General features: G+C 67.7%; 10 protein-coding genes. 4 read left to right on the top strand and 6 right to left on the bottom strand.

Annotated elements, in window-relative coordinates; translation table 11 throughout:
• The first annotated feature begins 177 nt into the window (after window positions 1–177).
• Entirely contained in the window at window positions 178–1,386 is a 1,209-nt protein-coding gene (locus tag VF167_15820; protein ID HEX6926891.1) for a hypothetical protein, read from the top strand.
• A 58-nt stretch (window positions 1,387–1,444) separates the two neighbouring features.
• Here VF167_15820 and VF167_15815 read toward each other — a convergent pair whose 3' ends face one another.
• A complete protein-coding gene (locus tag VF167_15815; protein ID HEX6926890.1) occupies window positions 1,445–2,377 on the bottom strand; it encodes a right-handed parallel beta-helix repeat-containing protein in 933 nt (310 codons plus the stop codon).
• A gap of 579 nt (window positions 2,378–2,956) precedes the next feature.
• Here VF167_15815 and VF167_15810 point away from each other — a divergent pair.
• From VF167_15810 to VF167_15800, 3 genes are read left to right on the top strand one after another with little or no spacing between them, the layout of a single operon-like run.
• Window positions 2,957–5,917 carry a protein kinase gene (locus VF167_15810; GenBank protein HEX6926889.1) on the top strand — a complete coding sequence of 987 codons (2,961 nt, stop codon included), beginning with the start codon at window positions 2,957–2,959 and terminating at the stop codon, window positions 5,915–5,917.
• Window positions 5,918–5,919: 2 nt separating this feature from the next.
• Window positions 5,920–7,566, top strand: coding sequence for an Ig-like domain-containing protein (locus VF167_15805; protein HEX6926888.1), 1,647 nt, complete (start codon window positions 5,920–5,922; stop codon window positions 7,564–7,566).
• Window positions 7,567–7,619: 53 nt separating this feature from the next.
• The gene (locus tag VF167_15800; protein HEX6926887.1) at window positions 7,620–8,795 is read left to right on the top strand and encodes a tetratricopeptide repeat protein; all 1,176 of its coding nucleotides are present in this window, start codon (window positions 7,620–7,622) and stop codon (window positions 8,793–8,795) included.
• A 36-nt stretch (window positions 8,796–8,831) separates the two neighbouring features.
• Here the strand turns inward: VF167_15800 and VF167_15795 are convergent, their stop codons facing one another.
• The 5 genes from VF167_15795 to VF167_15775 all read right to left on the bottom strand — a co-directional run bounded on the left by VF167_15795 (window position 8,832) and on the right by VF167_15775 (window position 17,152).
• Window positions 8,832–9,746, bottom strand: a complete 915-nt coding sequence (locus VF167_15795; protein HEX6926886.1) for a BadF/BadG/BcrA/BcrD ATPase family protein — start codon at window positions 9,744–9,746, stop codon at window positions 8,832–8,834.
• A gap of 33 nt (window positions 9,747–9,779) precedes the next feature.
• Window positions 9,780–11,750, bottom strand: coding sequence for a glucosamine-6-phosphate deaminase (nagB, locus tag VF167_15790; protein ID HEX6926885.1), 1,971 nt, complete (start codon window positions 11,748–11,750; stop codon window positions 9,780–9,782).
• Window positions 11,751–11,838: 88 nt separating this feature from the next.
• Window positions 11,839–13,071 carry a serine hydrolase gene (locus VF167_15785; GenBank protein HEX6926884.1) on the bottom strand — a complete coding sequence of 411 codons (1,233 nt, stop codon included), beginning with the start codon at window positions 13,069–13,071 and terminating at the stop codon, window positions 11,839–11,841.
• Window positions 13,072–13,115: 44 nt separating this feature from the next.
• Window positions 13,116–14,660: a family 10 glycosylhydrolase gene (locus tag VF167_15780; protein ID HEX6926883.1), complete on the bottom strand. Its 1,545-nt coding sequence runs from the start codon at window positions 14,658–14,660 to the stop codon at window positions 13,116–13,118.
• A complete protein-coding gene (locus VF167_15775) occupies window positions 14,657–17,152 on the bottom strand; it encodes a glycogen/starch/alpha-glucan phosphorylase (protein ID HEX6926882.1) in 2,496 nt (831 codons plus the stop codon). The genes VF167_15780 and VF167_15775 overlap by 4 nt, the downstream gene beginning before the upstream one ends.
• Between the last annotated feature and the right edge of the window lie 50 nt (window positions 17,153–17,202).

The following is a 17,202-nucleotide window of genomic DNA, read 5'->3' as shown; positions in this document are numbered from 1 at the left end:
GTCAGAAGGAGGCCTGCGGCGGTCGGCGGGCGATCGATTGGAGCGTTCCGGTTGTGACCCGGTCCCGGAATGGGTCGTCTATGCTCATTGAGCCACGGGGCTCGGCGTGGATGGGGTGTGCCGGGGTCCCGAGGCGTCCTGTTGAGCCATTCCTGCGACCCGAGCCCGGAGAAAGTGATGGTCACGATGACTTGGCTCACCCGCTATCGGAACCTCACGGCGCTCTGTCTGATCGCCGTCGGCGTCGCTGCGTGTGAGGACAGCTCCGATGGCATTACCGAACCCGATCCGACTTCGCCGTCCACATTCGAGTCAACCGCGGCGGGCTACTATCACAGCTGTGCGGTCGCTAGCGACGGAGTGGCTTTCTGCTGGGGCTACAATCGCCCCTCGGGACAGCTCGGCGACGGAACGACCTTCAATCGCATCCTGCCAGTGACCGTGCACGGCGACCTCCGGTTCGAGCAGCTGGTGGGCGGCGGCAGTCACACTTGCGGACTGACCACCGACGGAGAGGCCTACTGCTGGGGGGACAATGAGGCGGGTCAGCTCGGCAACGGGGGCACGGAGGGTTCCAGCACACCGGCCGAGGTCGCGGGTGGGCACCACTTCCAGGCTCTGACCGCAGGCGAGAGCCATACCTGCGGCCTGAGCGAGAGCGGCGAGGCCTATTGCTGGGGCCTGAACGCCAAGGGCCAGCTCGGGAACGGCTCCAACACCAACGCGGTGGAGCCAGTTCAGGTTTCGGGCGGGCACACCTTCGTGGCCCTCTTTGCCGGCTACGAGCACACCTGCGGGATCACCGGCGACGGAGGCGCCTACTGCTGGGGCAAGAACGCCAGCGGCCAGCTCGGTGACAACACCCGGACGGCAAAGAATACCCCGGTCCAGGTGAAGACCGACGTCACCTTCAAGACCTCTGGACCGATGATTGCCTCGGCGGGGCAGAATCACACCTGCGCGATCTCAACGGACAACCGTGCCTACTGCTGGGGCGACAACTGGCACAACCAGTCGGGGCAGACGGTGTCCCGCAATGTGTTCTTGACGCCGATGGTGGTGCCGGACGTTCCTGCCATGGATCGGATCGCGGCAGGAGGAGACCATTCCTGCGCCCTCACACCGGGCGGCGAAGCGTGGTGCTGGGGTGACAGCAAGCGCGGGCAACTCGGCAACGCCGACGTCGAGGAAGGCGAGTTCACCCCGCCTGTGCAGGTGAGCGATGCCCACGACTTCAAGAACCTCAGCCTGGGCTGGGATCACACCTGCGGCGTAACCACCTCGGGCGAGGTCCTCTGCTGGGGCTACAACGGACACGGACAGGTCGGGACGGGAGACCGGACCAACGCGCTGGTCCCGCACCTGGTGAAGTTCGAGTCCGAGTGAGGAGGGTCGCTCCGGGATCGGGTACCCAGGTCGCGGGGCGGGGCCCGGGGCGCACCGGCTACGGACGCCCGATGGCGTTCGCCCGCAGCAACACCTTCTCGGTCCGATACCCGGAGCGGCACCTGGCCGGCCCGTTGCCGGCACGGTGGTCCTCCCAGATGCGGACGTCCTCCCGGCCGTTGGAGTGAATGACGTTGTCGTGAATCTCGACGTTCTTGCTGGAGGTCACGACGAGGCCGGCCCGTCCTTCGACGTTTCCCTGATTGTTGCGCACGATGAGGTTGCGCGCGATCACGGACGGGCCGCGTGAGATCTCGTTGAAAACCCCGGTCCCGAAGTTGTCGCTGACCACGTTGTCCTCGACCCGCCACCCCGGGTTGTCGCAGTCGGTCCAGAGGCCGTGGAAGTGGTTGTGATGGATGTAGGAGTGGCGAATGGAGTGAACGTAGATCGACTTGCTCGCGGCACTGTGGCCGGGGATGCGTGCGGCGGAATTGTCGGTGAGCTCGCTGTACTCCAGTGTCCCAGACCAGCCGCCGAGGCCCTTGTTGTCGTTGCCGTGGATCTTGACGAAGCGCACGGTACCTCGGCCGCGGTTGATCGCGACGCCGTCCTGATTCTGGTCGGAGACGAAGCGGGCGCCACTGATGTCGAGGTGCTCGATAGTCCAGCCCGAGCGGTTCTGCTGATTGAAGATCTGCGGACCGCTACCGCGGATCTTCACGGGCGCGTCGATCTCTCCCCGGGGGCCGCGGGTAGCATCGGGGCCACGGATGGTGGCGCCGTTCGGCAGCGTGAGCACGCGGTCGCCGATGTCGTAGGTGTATCCGCTTCCGTCGGGGAGGCCGTGCAGGAAGATGAAGCTCCCCTCCGGAGCGGTGTTCACGATGGTGACGAGGTCGTCGCCGGGATACACGTCGATCCGGTTAGCCGCCCGGGGGCCGGAAGCGGTTCCCAGTGGCTCTGTTTCCGAGGGCTCGGTTGCCGGCAACTCGGTTGTCGGTTCCGAAGTGGACTCAGCCGCCGGCGCCGGGGCTTCCGCGGCCGGCGCTGCCGATTCCGACGCAGCGGGGAGATCCGCGCGACGGGGTGATTCTGCGCCAACAGACGGTTGGCCCGGTTCCAGCGGGGGTTCGAGCCGATTCCTGGTACGGAGACTGACAACCAGGGCGACACCGGCAATCAGCGCGAAAAGGGCCACCAGCCCGGCGATGCGATAGCGATGCTTCACGGTTCCTGTCATCGAGTCACGAACTGCGGATAGGAGGGCGGCCGAGGAAAGAGTTGTACTCGCGCGCGGCAATGCCAGAGCTCGCGTGCCCTCGCGCCGACCCCGGTCAGGACGATGGCCCGCCTGGGTAGACGAAGCGCGCCAGGACCGCGTCACGAGCGGACGCCCTGTCGGAACTGGAGCCACCGATGCGGGGCTGGGTCGGGTGAGGGGTACGAGGGTGGGGTCAGGGTTCCTGGCTAGGGCGAGGCGGCGGGGGGTGGCACAGGGCATCTTCCGGGAGGCGCGCTACTTTCGACCGCCCGGCACGTTCTCCGGTGAAGCGATATGGGCCCAGATATGCTGGAAACGACGGAGACACCGCCTTCGGGCGGCTTCGTCGCGTCTTCGAAAGGCGAGGTCTATCACCCCGCGGATTCACCGGCCGCTCGCAACGTGCCCGCCGGCGAGCGGCGCTGGTTCGCGAGCGAGCGAGCGGCCCGCGTGGCCGGATATCGTCCGGCAGCGTACATCGTCGAAGGTCTCGAGGAATTCGAGATCGTCGATGAGCTCGGGCGGGGGGGGACCTCCTCGGTCTACCGGGCTCGCGACATTCTTCTGGGCCGTCAGGTGGCAATCAAGGTGCTGCACCCGACCGCCTCCGCCGACGAGGAGAGCCTCGCCCGCTTCACGCGGGAGGCCCGCCTGGTGGCCAACCTCAAGCACCCGCGCGTCGTCTCCATCTACGGAGTCAAGAAGCTGACCGACGGCGGGCTGGCCCTGATCATGGAGTACATCCCGGGCCGCACCCTCCGCGACCTGGTCCGGGAGGAGGGGCCGCTCCCCCTCGATCGGGCCATGGAGATCCTCCGCGACGTCGGCGAGGCGCTGATCGCCGCGCACAGCCAGGGGATCATCCACCGCGACATCAAGCCGCAAAACATCTTCCTGCACGCCACCACGGGGCGCGCGCTGCTCGCCGATTTCGGCATCGCCGTACCGCTCGACGACACGACTCGGATTACACACACCGGGTCGGTGATCGGAACGCCGGCCTACATGGCCCCCGAGCAGTTCGAGGGTGGGGCGCTGGACGCACGCAGCGATCAATACGCGCTGGGACTGGTCGCCTGGGAGATGTTGAGCGGTCGGGCGCCGTGGGAGGGGGAGAGCCTCTACAACGTCATCCGCAAGCAGAGGGAAGAGCAGCTTCCCTCCCTCCGCAAGCTGCGCCCTGACATTCCGAAGTCGGTATCCCTGGCGGTGAAGCGAGCGCTGGCGAAAGAGCCGGACGAGCGTTGGGCCGACGTCGCGGAGTTCATGGCCGCCCTCGAGGGCCGGTCGCCGCGCTTCTCCTGGCTGCGCCGCGAGCGTAGACAGGAGGTGATGAGCGCTCCTCCTTCGCCGTCGCGAGAAGACAAGGCGCTCGCAAGAGAAGTCACTCCGTTTGCACAGGACCCGGCGACTGCTCCCACCGTGCGCTTCGTGCCCGGGGAGACGCCGGTCCCTGCAGCCAGCCCGGCGACCGGGTCCGCCGAGGCGTCGGCGCTCGGGCCCCGTCCAGCCGCGGTCGTTGGAGGAGCCCCGGGCCCCGCGCGTCGTCCAGCAATGGTACTTGCAGGGGCGCCGGTCACCGGGCCTCGTCCGGCGATCGTGCCCACCCGCCGCGCGAAGTCGATGGCTCGCCGTCGCCGGAGGGCCGCAGCCGCGATCCTCTGTCTGGTCTTTGTCGCGCTCGCTTCCGCCGGGACGGCGTGGCATCTGGGATGGCCCCCCATAGCCGAGCCCGCCGAACGCCTGATCGCACCGGCGTGGGAGCAGGTCTCGGAGCAGGCGGAGCGCCTCGCCATGGTCGCGACGGGCGAACAGTCCGAGCAGTCGGGACCTGCGGGCGTCGAAGCCACCGCCGAGCGCGGCGGCAGCACTGGGGGCCCCGGCGCCACGAGCGGCCCGAGCGGCCCGAATGGATCGACCGGTGCGGGCGGTGCAGCGGGCGGGGCGGGGGCGCCGGACATCGAACGCGAGTGGATGACGCGGGTGCAGCCCGCCCTGCCGGCCACCGCGATCAGCACCGACGAATCGGACGACGCCGGCGAGGGCGGAGCCGACGCCGAAGCGGGCGAGGCCGACGTCGCGGCTGCGGAGTCCACCGATTCACCGGCAGCCACCGACTCCTCGGATGCGACTGAATCCGAGGAGGAAGCAGCCGAAGCGGAGGCGGACGAGTCCGAGCCCGAAGGCGCAGTGCCCGACCTGCCCCTCGTCCGGGATGGCTGGTCGCTGGCGGTGGGAGGTATGCACACCTGCGCGATCGAGGCAGGGATCCTCGCGTGCTGGGGAGGCAATGAACGGGGGCAGCTCGGCCCGGGAGGCCGACCGCGCACTCCGTCGCCTCGACGGATGGAGATCAACGTGCGCCCGCGCTCCGTTTCTGCCGGGAGCTTCCACTCGTGCATCCTGGACGGCCAGGGGACCGCCTATTGCTGGGGCGACAACCGGCACGGTCAGCTCGGTGCCGGAACGGTGGGGCCGGTCACCGGGCTACGGCGCATCGCCAACCGCCGGTTCGCTGCACTCGCGTTGGGTTCCGCCCACAGTTGCGGCATCGCGCTCGATGGGCGCGCCTTCTGCTGGGGGTCCGATTCCTACGGACAGCTCGGGATCGGCGGCGACGGCGCGCGGGCAGTTCCGACTCCGGTGGAAACCACCGAGCGCTTCGTCGGCATCGCCGCGGGCTGGAATCATACCTGCGCGCTGAACTCCCGTGGAGAGGCGTTCTGCTGGGGCCGCAACAACAACGGACAGCTCGGGGATGGCACGGTGGTTTCCCGTGTTCGCCCCGTTCCCGTCGCGGGTGGCCACCGTTTCCGCGCGCTTACGGCCGGCAGCGCGCACACCTGTGGCCTGACGCTCGAGGGGGAGGTCTTCTGCTGGGGTCAGGGAGCGGACGGGAGGTTGGGTGATGGTGGCAGTGGGGACAGCCTGGTCCCCCTTCGACTCCCGACCTCGCTACGGTTCGTGCAGGTCAGCGCCGGGGGCCGCCATACCTGCGGCATCGCCGAGGATCGCAGCGCCTACTGCTGGGGCCAGAACAACTACGGCCAGCTCGGGGACGCCAGTACGACCCCCCGTCTCGAGCCGGTCTTTGTCCATTCCGAGGTCGGCTTCACTGCCGTGCTGGCCAGCGGATCTCACACCTGCGCTCTGGGCACCGATGGCCAGCGGTATTGCTGGGGCTACAACATCGAGGGCCAACTCGGGGACGGAACGCTGGTTCACCGGACGGTCCCCACCCCCGTTGAAACGATTCCCGGAGGTTAGCCGTGAACCCTGTGCGCGCCGCTCTTGCGATCGTGCTCGGGCTACTGGTTTCCTGCGACTCCCCTTCCGAAACCGCGCGGCAAGAGATCGGGGCACTCAGCATCGAACCGGATCAGGCGGTGGTGACGGTCGGAGCGACCGTGCAGCTGCAGGCGACCGTGCTCGACCCGGAATCGAATCCTGTCAGCGACGCCAGGCTGTTCTGGTCCAGCGAGGACACGCTCATCGCCACCGTCTCGGAAAACGGCGAAGTGCTCGGAAGGGCTCCCGGAACGGTCCGGGTGGCAGCCAGCGCCAATGGAGTCAGCAGCATCGCGACGATCGTAGTGCAGAATCGCCGCCCCCACCGCGTGCAGGTCCTGCCGGCGTCGGTCGCGCTCCTGGTGGGGCAGGAACGGCAGTTCGAGGCGCGCGCCCTGGACGAGGACGGGAACGAGCTCGACGTCGAGTCGGTGGAGTGGTCCAGCTCGGATCCGGAGGTGGTCTCCGTTTCCAGCGAAGGGCTGGCCAAGGCACTCCGGCTCGGAGCCGCCGAGGTGGTCGCCACGATCGATGGACGGAGCGGCAGCGCTGGCGTGGCGGTCGGTCCCCAGCCGGTTGCTTCCGTAGAGATCACCCCAGAGTCGTTGGAGCTCATTGTCGGGGAGACGCAACAGCTCGAAGCGATCACGCGCTCCGAAGACGGCGCGGTGCTGAGCGGCCGGGACGTGGAGTGGAGCAGCAGCGACGAGAGGGTCGCGCGGGTGGACAAACGAGGGCTTGTGACGGCGGTGCGCGCGGGGAGCGCTACGATCACCGCGACCAGCGAAGGGAAGAGCGGGGCCGCCCAGGTTTCCGTGGAAGACCTGGAGGTCGGAAGCGTCGAGGTGGAACCGGATGAGGTCGAGATAGTGGTGGGGGCATCGCTCACGCTGGAGGCGATCGTGCGAGCGGCGAACGGGGTGGTGCTGACCGACCGGAAGGTCGAGTGGAAAAGTGAAGATTCCCGCACTGCCCAGGTCGACCGCGACGGCGTCGTCACGGGACGCCGTCCGGGTGAGACCGTCATCACCGCTCGCAGCGAGGGACATGAGGGAAGCGCCAGGGTCACGGTCGTTCCCCCACCCGTACACAGCATCGAGCTGGATCCTACCTCGCTCGAGCTCGCGATCGGCGAGTCCGCGGACATCCAGGCAACGCTGAGGGCAGAGGATGGAACGGTGCTGACCGACCGGGAGGTCGAGTGGGAAAGCAGTGACGAGTCGGTGGCGGTCGTCGACGACGAGGGCGAGGTCACCGCCGTCGCCAAGGGCAAGGCCGAGATCGTTGCCCGCAGCGAAGGGCAGGAGGCGACTGCCGAAGTACAGGTATTCGGCAGGCCTGCGCGAATCGAGATCGTGAGCGGGAACAACCAGGAGGGCAACAGCGGTGAGTCGTTGGAGGATCCGCTCGTCGTACGCGTTGTGGATCTGGACGGGGACCCGGTGCCGCGCGTGACGGTGGAGTGGAGCACGACCACCGGATCGATGGACCCGGAAACAACTGTCACAGACGAGGAGGGACTCGCCACCTCGACCTGGACGTTGGGGGGAGGGCTGGACCTGTTCTGGGCCGCCTGGGCTTCCGTCGAAGGGGTGAATCGAGTGGTCTTCCGAGCCATGCGGGACTGATCCGAACCATGCTGCTCCACACAGCGGTGCCAGCGCACCGACCGAGCGGTCGGATGGGATCGCTGCCTCGCTATGCGGCCCTTGCGGCAATGCTCTTCGCCAGCCTGGAAGCGGCGCCGCCGCTCCACGGGCAGACACTCACCCCGAAGACCGCCCTGGAGCCGGATCCGCTCGAGCTGTGCCGTCCCGCACCCGTCCCTTCCCTGATCAACACCCCCTCGCTGGCGGCGGTCGACTCCCTGCTGACCCTGGGCACCGAGGCCGCGATCCTCGGCGACCAGGAGGCCGCGGCGGACGCGCTCGAGCGCGCCGCCCGACTCGACCCGGGTAATCCGATCATCGCTTACCGACTGGCACGCATCTACGAGGAACGCGGAGAGCTCGATCGCGCCGCGGAGGAGTACTGCAAGTACCTGCGAGTAGCTCCCAACGGATCCGAGCTCCCCGTCGTTCGCGAACGGATGCGGCAGCTGCTCTCCAACGCCCAGGGCGACGACCGAGACGAGGTGGCCGCCATGGTCCGCGCCGGTCTCGAGGCGCTCGAGGGACAGCGATACTCCGCGGCCGTGCGCGCCTTCAGCAACGTGATCGAACGGCGCCCGACCTGGGCCGCGGCCCATTACAACCGGGCCCTCGCCCGCGCCGCGGCCGGGCAGGTGGCGGATGCCGTCGCCGACCTGGATCGCTATTTGGAGCTGGTCCCCAGCTCGGCAGACCGGCAGCTGGTGCAGGCCTTCGCGGATTCACTCCGGGCCTCGGAAGCTACTCGACGGGCTAACACCACCTCCGCGGTCACCGCACTGGCGGGAGGACTCGTCGTGCCTGGCCTGGGACAGCAGCTGACCCGGCGGCCGGTGGCCGGCCTGGCCGTTCTGGGGGGAACGGCAGCCGCTCTATGGTGGGGTTTGAGGGAACAGGAGGTCACCCAGACGAGAACTGCGCAGGATCCTTTCGGCAACCCGTACGAGTACGAGGTGGTGGCCCGTGAGCGGACCTATCTCGTCCCGGGGATTGCCGCGGCGGCGGGAATTGCCGTGGCGGGAGCGCTGGAGGCTTACCTGTACGCGCGCTCGCGCGTCGACGGGCCACCGGCGAGTGGCGCCGGCGCCCTGACTACCGGAGGCCCTTTGCTGCGGCCTTTCATCCGTACCTCGCCGGCGGGGGAGCGGACCGAGCTGGGACTGCAGATCTACACCGGCGGCGCCCGGCGTTCGGCGACCGGCCGCTGAGCAGGCTGGCCGGGACGGCCCGCCGAGAGCCCAGGATCAAGAGCGCAGCGCTAGCCGGATTGCCCCCGTGACCGGGTCGGTGAGCGGGTAGCGGATCTCCAGAGCCCCGCCGTCCCAGCCCCTTGCCCGGCTGAGCAGGTCGACCACCAGAGTCGAAAAGGCGCTCTCGCCGGCGAGCCCACCGTGCAGAACCACCGGCACCGCTCCCGACCACGGGGCGAGCCTGCGCGCCAGTGTGGTCGCGTGCTCCGCCAGCGCCGCCGCGGCGTCGCGAAGCAGACGCCGGGCGACGCCGTCTCCCTCCGCTGCCGCCTCCACCACATCGCGAGCAAGCGCTGCGATCTGGGCTTTGGTCGCCCGGGCGGTCCAGCCGGAAATCGCCTCCGCGGCCGCCACCACCCGCCCGGGGCCGATCACCCGACTGCGCAGCGTGGTGTCCTCCCCGCGCCCATCCGCCGCCCGCAGCACCGCGCGCAACGCCTCTCGCCCGAGCCAGTAGGCGCTTCCCTCGTCACCCACAATCCGTCCCCACCCCCCGCAGCGCGCGACGCGCCCATCCTCCCCCCGCCCCCAGGCGATCGAACCGGTCCCCGCCACGAGAAGCACTCCCGCCCCGCCCATCAGCGCCCCTTCCAGCGCGATCTCGCCGTCCGAGCACACCACGACCCGACGCGCAAGGCCAGCGGAAATCAGCCCGCGGCGCACGATCTCTCGGGAGGACGCATCGCCTGAACCGGCAAGGCCGGCGCACAGCACCTCCACGGGCGGCACAACCCCGGCGGCGTCGAGCACGCTCCGCGCGAGCCCGACCACCGCCTCGGCCGCGGCCAGCGGCCAGCGTGGATCGACGATCCCGGCGGGTCCCGTGCGTCGCACGAGCTCGCGGCCGTCACCGTCCGCGAGGGCGATGGTGGTCCGCGTCCCACCACCGTCCACCGCGAGGACGTGCATACGCGCTCGACGCGCGTGCGAGCCCGCTATCCTCTATCGGCCTCCGATGGCCATTCGGTCGCTGGCGCGTCGCAGCCGCGGTGGCGAGGCAAGCGCGGCCGTGGAGATCATCTCCCGCTCCACCGGCTCCCCTCCCTGGCGCACCACGTACGCCTCCATGGCGAAGTACTCGGGCAGGCCGAGCGAATCGACGATGCGTGCCGTCGTGGTGTTCCGCTCCTCCACGCGCTGCCAGAACTCGCGGTCGTCCTCGCCCGGGAAGGGGGCACGATCCTTCTGGCTCTGGTGCTTGAAGATGGCGAGGATCTTCTGGCGCAGCTCGTCCTCGGACATAGGCACGAGCACGTCGGCTTCGGCCACGCTCCACTCCTGCCAGGCGCCCCGGTAGTACCAGATCTCGGGTGGCTCACCGCTGTAGCGCTTGAGAGCCAGCTCCACTGCCTCGAGGCACATCCGGTGGGTGCCGTGCGGATCGGAGAGGTCTCCCGCCACGAGGATGTATTCGGGTCGGTGCTCCTCGATGAGCGCCAGCGTGATCTCGACGTCCCGTTCCCCGATGGGGTCTTTCTTCACCTTCCCCGTCTGATAGAAGGGGAGGTTGAGGAAGCGAGCCTGGTCGCGCCGCATCCCGAAAGTCTCGATGCCCGAGACGGCCTCGGCTTCGCGGATCGCACGCTTGAGCTCCTGTACCACCGGGATGTCGACCTGGCCGCGCTCCTTGGTGGCGAGGAAGCTTTCGATCTCCTCCAGGCGTCGCTCGAGGTCGCTCCCGGCGATACCGAAACAATCCTTGCTCCGGCGGACGAAGTCGAGATAGCGCCGCACCTCGTGATCGAAGACGGCGATATTCCCCGAGGTCTGATACGCGACGATGATGTCGTTGCCGTTCTGATGCAGCTTGTTCAGGATCCCGCCAGCGGAGATCACATCGTCGTCCGGGTGGGGGCTGAAGACGAGAATCCTCTTCCCGCTGGGGAGCCGGCTCCTCCCGCGAATCTTCGAGAGGAGGGCGTTGAAAACCTCCCCGTTCAGGGGCCCGGCGCTGCCGTAGCGAGCAACCAGAGAGCTGAGGTGGTGGCGGCGGTAATCAGGAGTGTCGAGCCGCAGGATCGATTTGCCCGTCTCCTGCGAGAGCCAGATGACCGCCTGGATCTCGAGTGGTCGCGTCCAGGTTACCTCGCCCACCACCCACGGAGTTTTGATGCGCGTTAGCTCGCCCGCCGCCGCGCGGTCGAGATAGACGATGGTGTTCGGGTGCTCCTGGAGGTAGGTCGCGGGAACGTCGGGGGTGATCTCGCCCTCCACAGCCCGGCGGATGATCCGCGCCTTGTGCTCGCCGGTGGCGAGCAGCACGATCTCCCGCGCGTCGAGGATCGTGGCGATCCCCATGGTGATGCCCTCGGTCGGCACCGCGTCCTCGCCAAAGAAGTCGGCCGCCGCGTCGCGCCGCGTCAGCGTGTCCAGCGCCACGATGCGCGTCCGGCTATCGAACCCGGAGCCCGGCTCGTTGAAACCGATGTGCCCCGTCTTGCCGATGCCGAGGATCTGGTAGTCGATCCCCCCCGCCTCCTGGATCTGGCGCTCGAACTCCTGCGCGTGGGCCTCCATCTCCTCGCGGGGAAGGTCGCCGCGCAGGATGTGCACGTTCTCGGGGAGGATGTCGATCTCGTCGAAGAAGTTCTCCCACATGAAGCGCCGGAAGCTGTGAATGCTGTCCGGCTGCATCGGGTAGTATTCGTCGAGGTTGAAAGTCACCACGTTGCGAAAGCTGAGCCCCTCTTCCCGGTGCATCCGGATCAGCTCGCGATAGATACTGATCGGCGTGCTCCCGGTCGCCAGGCCCAGCACAGCCCGCTTCCCGGCAGCGTCCTTCTCTCGAATGATCTCGGCGATTCGCCTGGCCGAGGTCTTGGTCATCTCGTCGTAGTCATCGAAGATGACCACGTTTAGCCGCTCCCGTCCGAGCCGCCGGGCGCGCGCACTGGCACTAAGTGGATTGGACATCTGAAACGTGATGGTCGAAGAGTGAACAGCGTCCTGGCCGCTCGTGCGTGCAGGGCGCACTACTGCCCGTCTCCTCCCTACTCCGTTGCTACTCCCTCTGTACCTCCCAGTCGATCAGCGGTGCATCGATCACGGCGCGCTGCACCGCATCGGCGAAGGAGCGCCTCAACGGAACGTGCTTCTGATTCTCGGCGGTGGGATCTACCCGGTTCGTCAACAGGATCACGAAGAGTCCGCGCTCAGGGTCCATCCACATCGAGGTGCCGGTGAAGCCGGTATGGCCGAAGGCACGCGCCGAGAAGTAGCGGCCCGAGCTGGACTCTCCGGAAGGGGTGTCCCAACCCAACGCGCGGCTCGAGTACGGGGATTGCCGCGCGGTCCAGCGCGCGATGGTCTCCGGGCGCAGGAGGCGCACCTCGTCGTACCAGCCGCCGTTCAACATCATCTGGGCAAAAATGGCGAGGTCGGAGGCGGTGGAGAAGAGTCCTGCGTGCCCGGCCACGCCCCCCATCGCCCAGGCATTCGGATCGTGGACGACTCCGTGGATGAGTCCGCCGCGCGACTCATCCACCTCGGTAGCCGCGATATTTTCGGCGAGGGAGGGCGGCGGCGTGAACATCGTGCGCGACATACCCAGCGGCTGGAAGATTCTTTCCGTCACCAGGCGGTCGAGCGGCTGGCCCGTGATGCGTTCGATCACGAGCTGCAGGAGGATCATGTCCCAGTCGCTGTACACCGTCCCCGTGCCGGGCGGATACTGCAGCGGACGGCTATTGATCGCCTGCAGGTACTCCGCGCGCCCGCGATAGGTCTCGAACAGGCGCGCAAAGGCCTCCAGACCCCCCGAGTGGGTGAGGAGCTGCTCGACCGTGATGCTCGCCTTCGCCGGGTCGGAGAACTCCGGAAGATAGCTGGCGACGGTGCGGTTGAGATCCAACCTCCCCTCATCCTCCAGCATCATGGCCGCGGTGGTGGTGGCGACCACCTTGGTGAGAGAGGCCAGGTCGAACATCGTCTCGGGATCGACGGGCCGATAGCCCGGTGCACCATGCGTGGTGCCGAACCCCTTCAGGTACACCAGCCGGCCGTAACGCCCGACTGCAGCGGCCACCGCGGGCGCGACCCCCTCGGCCACGGCGGCCGAGAGCAGGGAGTCGAGCCGCTCGTCCAGACGAGGGCTCATTCCCACCTCCTCTGGCGCTGCACGGATCAGGGTCATGGCGACCGGTGGAGGCGATGGCTCGGGCGGTGGTACAGCGGCGCGGCGGGCGGGAACACAACCGGCAAGCAGGGCCACGAGCAGCACTATCCGGATCAGCATCCGGCCTCCGCGTAGGGGTCGAGAATCGAGTCGGTGCTTCGCATTCAGGCGAGCGGCGAGACAATCGGTTCGCTCTCCATCCCGGTGAGGCTGATCGCGCGGACCGCGATCCACTCGAAGGTGCCGGGGAGCTGGAGTGTTCGCAATTCAGCCGGGATCACGCGCAGTCGCCACTCCCCTCCCTCCAGCGTCTGCACCGCCCACCAGCGCACCGGCACCTCACCGGCCGGCTCGAGATCGACCTGCACCCCTTCGTCCATCGTCCAGTGGGCGCTCACGCGCGGGGGATCAGGCCGACGGTCGTCGAGCCAGGGTGAGGCGGGCACCAGAGCCGGGCCGCGATACGGTCCGGAAGTGAGCAATTCGCACAGGCCGCTGGGGTTCTGGAGAAGCGTCTTCATGCTGAAGAGGACGTTCCCGGTTGCCCCAAGCTCGGCTCGGGTGAGCTCGATCTGCGCGACGATCTCCTCCGCGGGCCACTGCCGTGAATCCCCCACCCGATCGATGTAATTGCCCGGCCAGAGGTGCCGTCCGAACGTGTTCTGCTCCGCCCACCAGCCGAGCAGAACCGGGTAGCTCTGCTCGGGGGCGGAGATCCGCCAGTAGAGTTGCGGGGAAAAATAGTCGACCCACCCGTTGGCGAGCCACTTCCGCGCATCAGCGAAGAGGGTGCCATAGGCATCCAGACCCCGAACCGACGGGGGATAGCCCGGCCGCCAGATCCCAAAAGGGCTGATACCGAACTTGACCCAGCGCTTCGCCTCCTTGATCTCCCGGTAAAGCCGGGCCACCAGCGTGTTCACGTTTTCGCGACGCCAGTCGTCGCGGGGCAGATCTCCGCCCACCGCTCGATAACGGCGGTAGCTCTCGTCGTCGGGAAAGGCGATCAACCGGCCGGAGCGGTTCCGCTCCTGGTACGGATAGAAGTAGTCGTCAATGTGCACGCCGTCGATGTCGTACCGGCGGACTACGTCGACGATGACCTCCACCGTTCGGTCCTGCACCTCGGGCTCTCCGGGATCCATCCACAGGTGCGTGCCATACCGCTTGACGAGGTCCGGGCGGGTGCGGCTCAGGTGGTCGGGTGAGATGGGTGAACGGCCCGAGGGGTGCCGCGCACGGTACGGGTTGAACCAGGCGTGCAATTCGAGCCCGCGCAGGTGAGCCTCGCGGATCGCGAACTCGAGCGGATCGTACAGCGGTTGCGGGGGCTGGCCCATGGTCCCGGTGAGGTACTCGGACCAGGGCTCCAGCGGCGAGACGTAGAGCGCGTCGGCGGCGGGCCGAACCTGGAAGATGACGGCGTTCAGCCCGAGCGCCACGGCCGTGTCCAGGATCCGGATGAGCTCCGCCTGCTGTTGCTCAACCGGCAAGCCGGGTCGCGAGGGCCAGTCGATGTTGCCGACCGATGCCACCCAGACGCCGCGGAACTCGCGCGGCAGATCGGTCACCGGGAGGGGCGGCACCGGCTCGGATACCGCCACCTCCACCGATGGCGGAGGAGGGGGCGTGGGCGTGGCCACCGGCTGCACGCGCGCACAGCCGGCGGCTGATAGGACGGCCAGGATTGAAGCAGCCGCCTTCGTCACCCTTCGCCCCTCACACTCCCCTCGGTCGAGGCATCCTCCGGCGTCCATCCGGGCAGGCGCCAGATGCGCTCCGCGTACTCGCGCACTGCCCGGTCACTGGAGAAGTAGCCGCACCGCGCGACGTTGAGGATCGACCTGCGCGTCCATTCGTCGGGTCTCCGATACAGCGCGTCCACCTCCTCCTGCGCGCGAATGAAGTCGTCGAAATCGGCCAACAGCATGAAGCGGTCGTTTGTCTCCAGCTCGTCTACGATGGGCTTGAAGATCCCGCCTTCCTCGCTGCACAGCCCATTGCCCCGGATGAAATCCAGCACACGCCGGACGCGCGGGTTGGTCTCCAGGATCTCCCGCGGTTGGTACCCGTTGGCCTTGCGTTCGGCCACCTGCTCGGCGGTGAGGCCGAAGATGAAGATGTTCTCCCGGCCGACAGCTTCAGCGATCTCGATGTTGGCACCGTCCAGGGTACCGATCGTCAGGGCCCCGTTCAGCGCGAACTTCATGTTCCCGGTACCGGAGGCCTCGTACCCGGCCGTGGAGATCTGTTCGGACAGGTCGCTCCCCGGGAAGATCTTCTCCGCCAGCGAGACCCGGTAGTCGGGGATGAAAGCCACGCGCAGCTTGCGGTTGACCAGCGGATCGCTGTTCACCGCGTCGGCGATGCAGTTGATCAGCTTGATGATCAGCTTCGCGAACCAGTATGTGGGCGCGGCCTTGCCCCCGAAGAGGACGGCTCGCGGGACGATGTCCAGCAAGGGATCGTCCCGCAACCGGAGGTAGAGATCGACCAACCGGAGTGCATTGAGAAGCTGCCGCTTATACTCGTGGAGCCGCTTCACGTGCACGTCGAAGAGCATCGCCGGGTCGATTGGCACGCCCGTCAGCTCCTTCACCACCCGCGCGAGCTCTCCCTTCTTGATCTCCTTGACGTAGCGCCACTGTTCGCGGAACGCGGCATCGTCCACGTGCGATTCGAGCTGCCGGAGCTGGGGGAGGTCGCTCACCCACTCCTCGCCGATGCGCGAGGAGATCAAGCCGGAAAGCTCCGGGTTGGCGTGCAGCATCCAGCGGCGCTGGGTCACCCCGTTCGTCACCGAGGTGAAGCGGTCTGGCCAGAGCTCGTAGAAGTCGCGGAAGAGAACGTTCTTCAGGATGTTCGAGTGCAGCTCGGCCACCCCGTTGACCGTATGGCTTCCGGCGATGGCCAGGCTGGCCATACGGACCTCCCCGTTGGCGATGATGGCCATACGCTCCACGCGGCCGGGATCCCCGGGGAAGCGGTCCTGTACGCGCGCACGCAGCCGCCGATCTACTTCCTGAATGATCTCCAGGTGCCGCGGAAGCAGCCGCCCGAACAGATCGTAGCTCCAGCGCTCGAGCGCTTCGGGAAGAACCGTGTGGTTCGTGTAGGCGAAGGTACGCCTCGTGATCCGCCAGGCCTCGTCCCACGCCAGCCCTTCGCCGTCCATCAGCAGGCGCATCAGCTCGGGGATGGCCACAGAAGGGTGGGTGTCGTTGAGCTGGATCTGCACCTTTTCCGGGAAGTCGTCAAAGGTGCGGCGCTCGCGCTTGTACCGACTCAGGATGTCCTGCAGCGTGGCCGTGACGAAGAAGTACTGCTGCTTGAGGCGCAGCTCCTTGCCCGAGCCGGTGTCGTCGGGTGGGTAGAGGACTTTCGAGATGGTTTCGCTGTGGGCCTTAGCCTCGACGGCAGCCAGGTAGTCGCCACGGATGAAGTCCTGCAGGTCGAACTCCTCGGTCGCCTTAGCGGCCCACAACCGCAGCGTGTTGACCGTGTTGTTGCGGTAGCCGGGAATCGGCGTGTCGTAGGCTACGGCAAGCACGTCCTGGGTATCGACCCAGGAAAAGGCGATCCGACCGTCAGGCGTGCGCTCCGAATGGACCCGCCCGTAGAACTTCACCGTGTAGGTGCGATCCGGGCGGGCAATCTCCCACGGGTTGTCGTCGTGCAGCCAGTTGTCGGGCACCTCCACCTGGCGCCCGTTCACGATTCGCTGTTTGAAGATGCCGTGCTCGTAGCGGATGCCGTAGCCGTAGCCCGCGATCCCCATCGTGGCCATGGAGTCGAGGTAGCAGGCGGCAAGTCGCCCGAGGCCGCCGTTACCCAGCCCGGCGTCCGGCTCCATGGCCTCCAGATCCTCCACGTCGTAACCGAGGGGCAGAAGCGCCTCCGCCACCGGCTCGCGCAACCCCAGGCTGAGCATGGCGTTGCCCAGGGCGCGCCCCATGAGGAACTCGAGCGAGAGGTAGTAGACCCGCTTGGCATCCTCACGCTCGTAGCGGCGCTGCGTGGCGGCCCATCGCTCCGCGAGCTGATCCCGGACCGCCCACGCCGTGCTCATGTAGAAATCGCGGTCCGTCGCCGCCGCGGGCTCGAGCGCGAGCGTATAGATGATGTGGTCGTTGATCGCCCGCTTCATCATCTCGGCGCGAGTCCGCCGACGGGAAGTTTCGGGAGAGAACAGATCTGGCATTTGCACCGCACCAACAGACGAGTGAGGAGCTCCCGCTCGGGGAGCGGCGA

It is taken from the genome of Longimicrobiaceae bacterium (assembly GCA_036375715.1).
Lineage (GTDB): Bacteria > Gemmatimonadota > Gemmatimonadetes > Longimicrobiales > Longimicrobiaceae > DASVBS01.
The sequence above is the reverse complement of the archived record's forward strand: the minus strand, read 5'-3'. Positions and strand labels throughout refer to the sequence as shown.

What these genes read in the sequence shown, in the direction of transcription:
- VF167_15795 (HEX6926886.1), bottom strand. Translation starts at nt 9,746, where the DNA reads ATGCACGTCCTCGCGGTGGACGGTGGTGGGACGCGGACCACCATCGCC.
- VF167_15800 (HEX6926887.1), top strand. Translation starts at nt 7,620, where the DNA reads ATGGGATCGCTGCCTCGCTATGCGGCCCTTGCGGCAATGCTCTTCGCC.
- VF167_15785 (HEX6926884.1), bottom strand. Translation starts at nt 13,071, where the DNA reads ATGCTGATCCGGATAGTGCTGCTCGTGGCCCTGCTTGCCGGTTGTGTT.
- nagB (HEX6926885.1), bottom strand. Translation starts at nt 11,750, where the DNA reads ATGTCCAATCCACTTAGTGCCAGTGCGCGCGCCCGGCGGCTCGGACGG.
- VF167_15775 (HEX6926882.1), bottom strand. Translation starts at nt 17,152, where the DNA reads ATGCCAGATCTGTTCTCTCCCGAAACTTCCCGTCGGCGGACTCGCGCC.
- VF167_15810 (HEX6926889.1), top strand. Translation starts at nt 2,957, where the DNA reads ATGCTGGAAACGACGGAGACACCGCCTTCGGGCGGCTTCGTCGCGTCT.
- VF167_15820 (HEX6926891.1), top strand. Translation starts at nt 178, where the DNA reads ATGGTCACGATGACTTGGCTCACCCGCTATCGGAACCTCACGGCGCTC.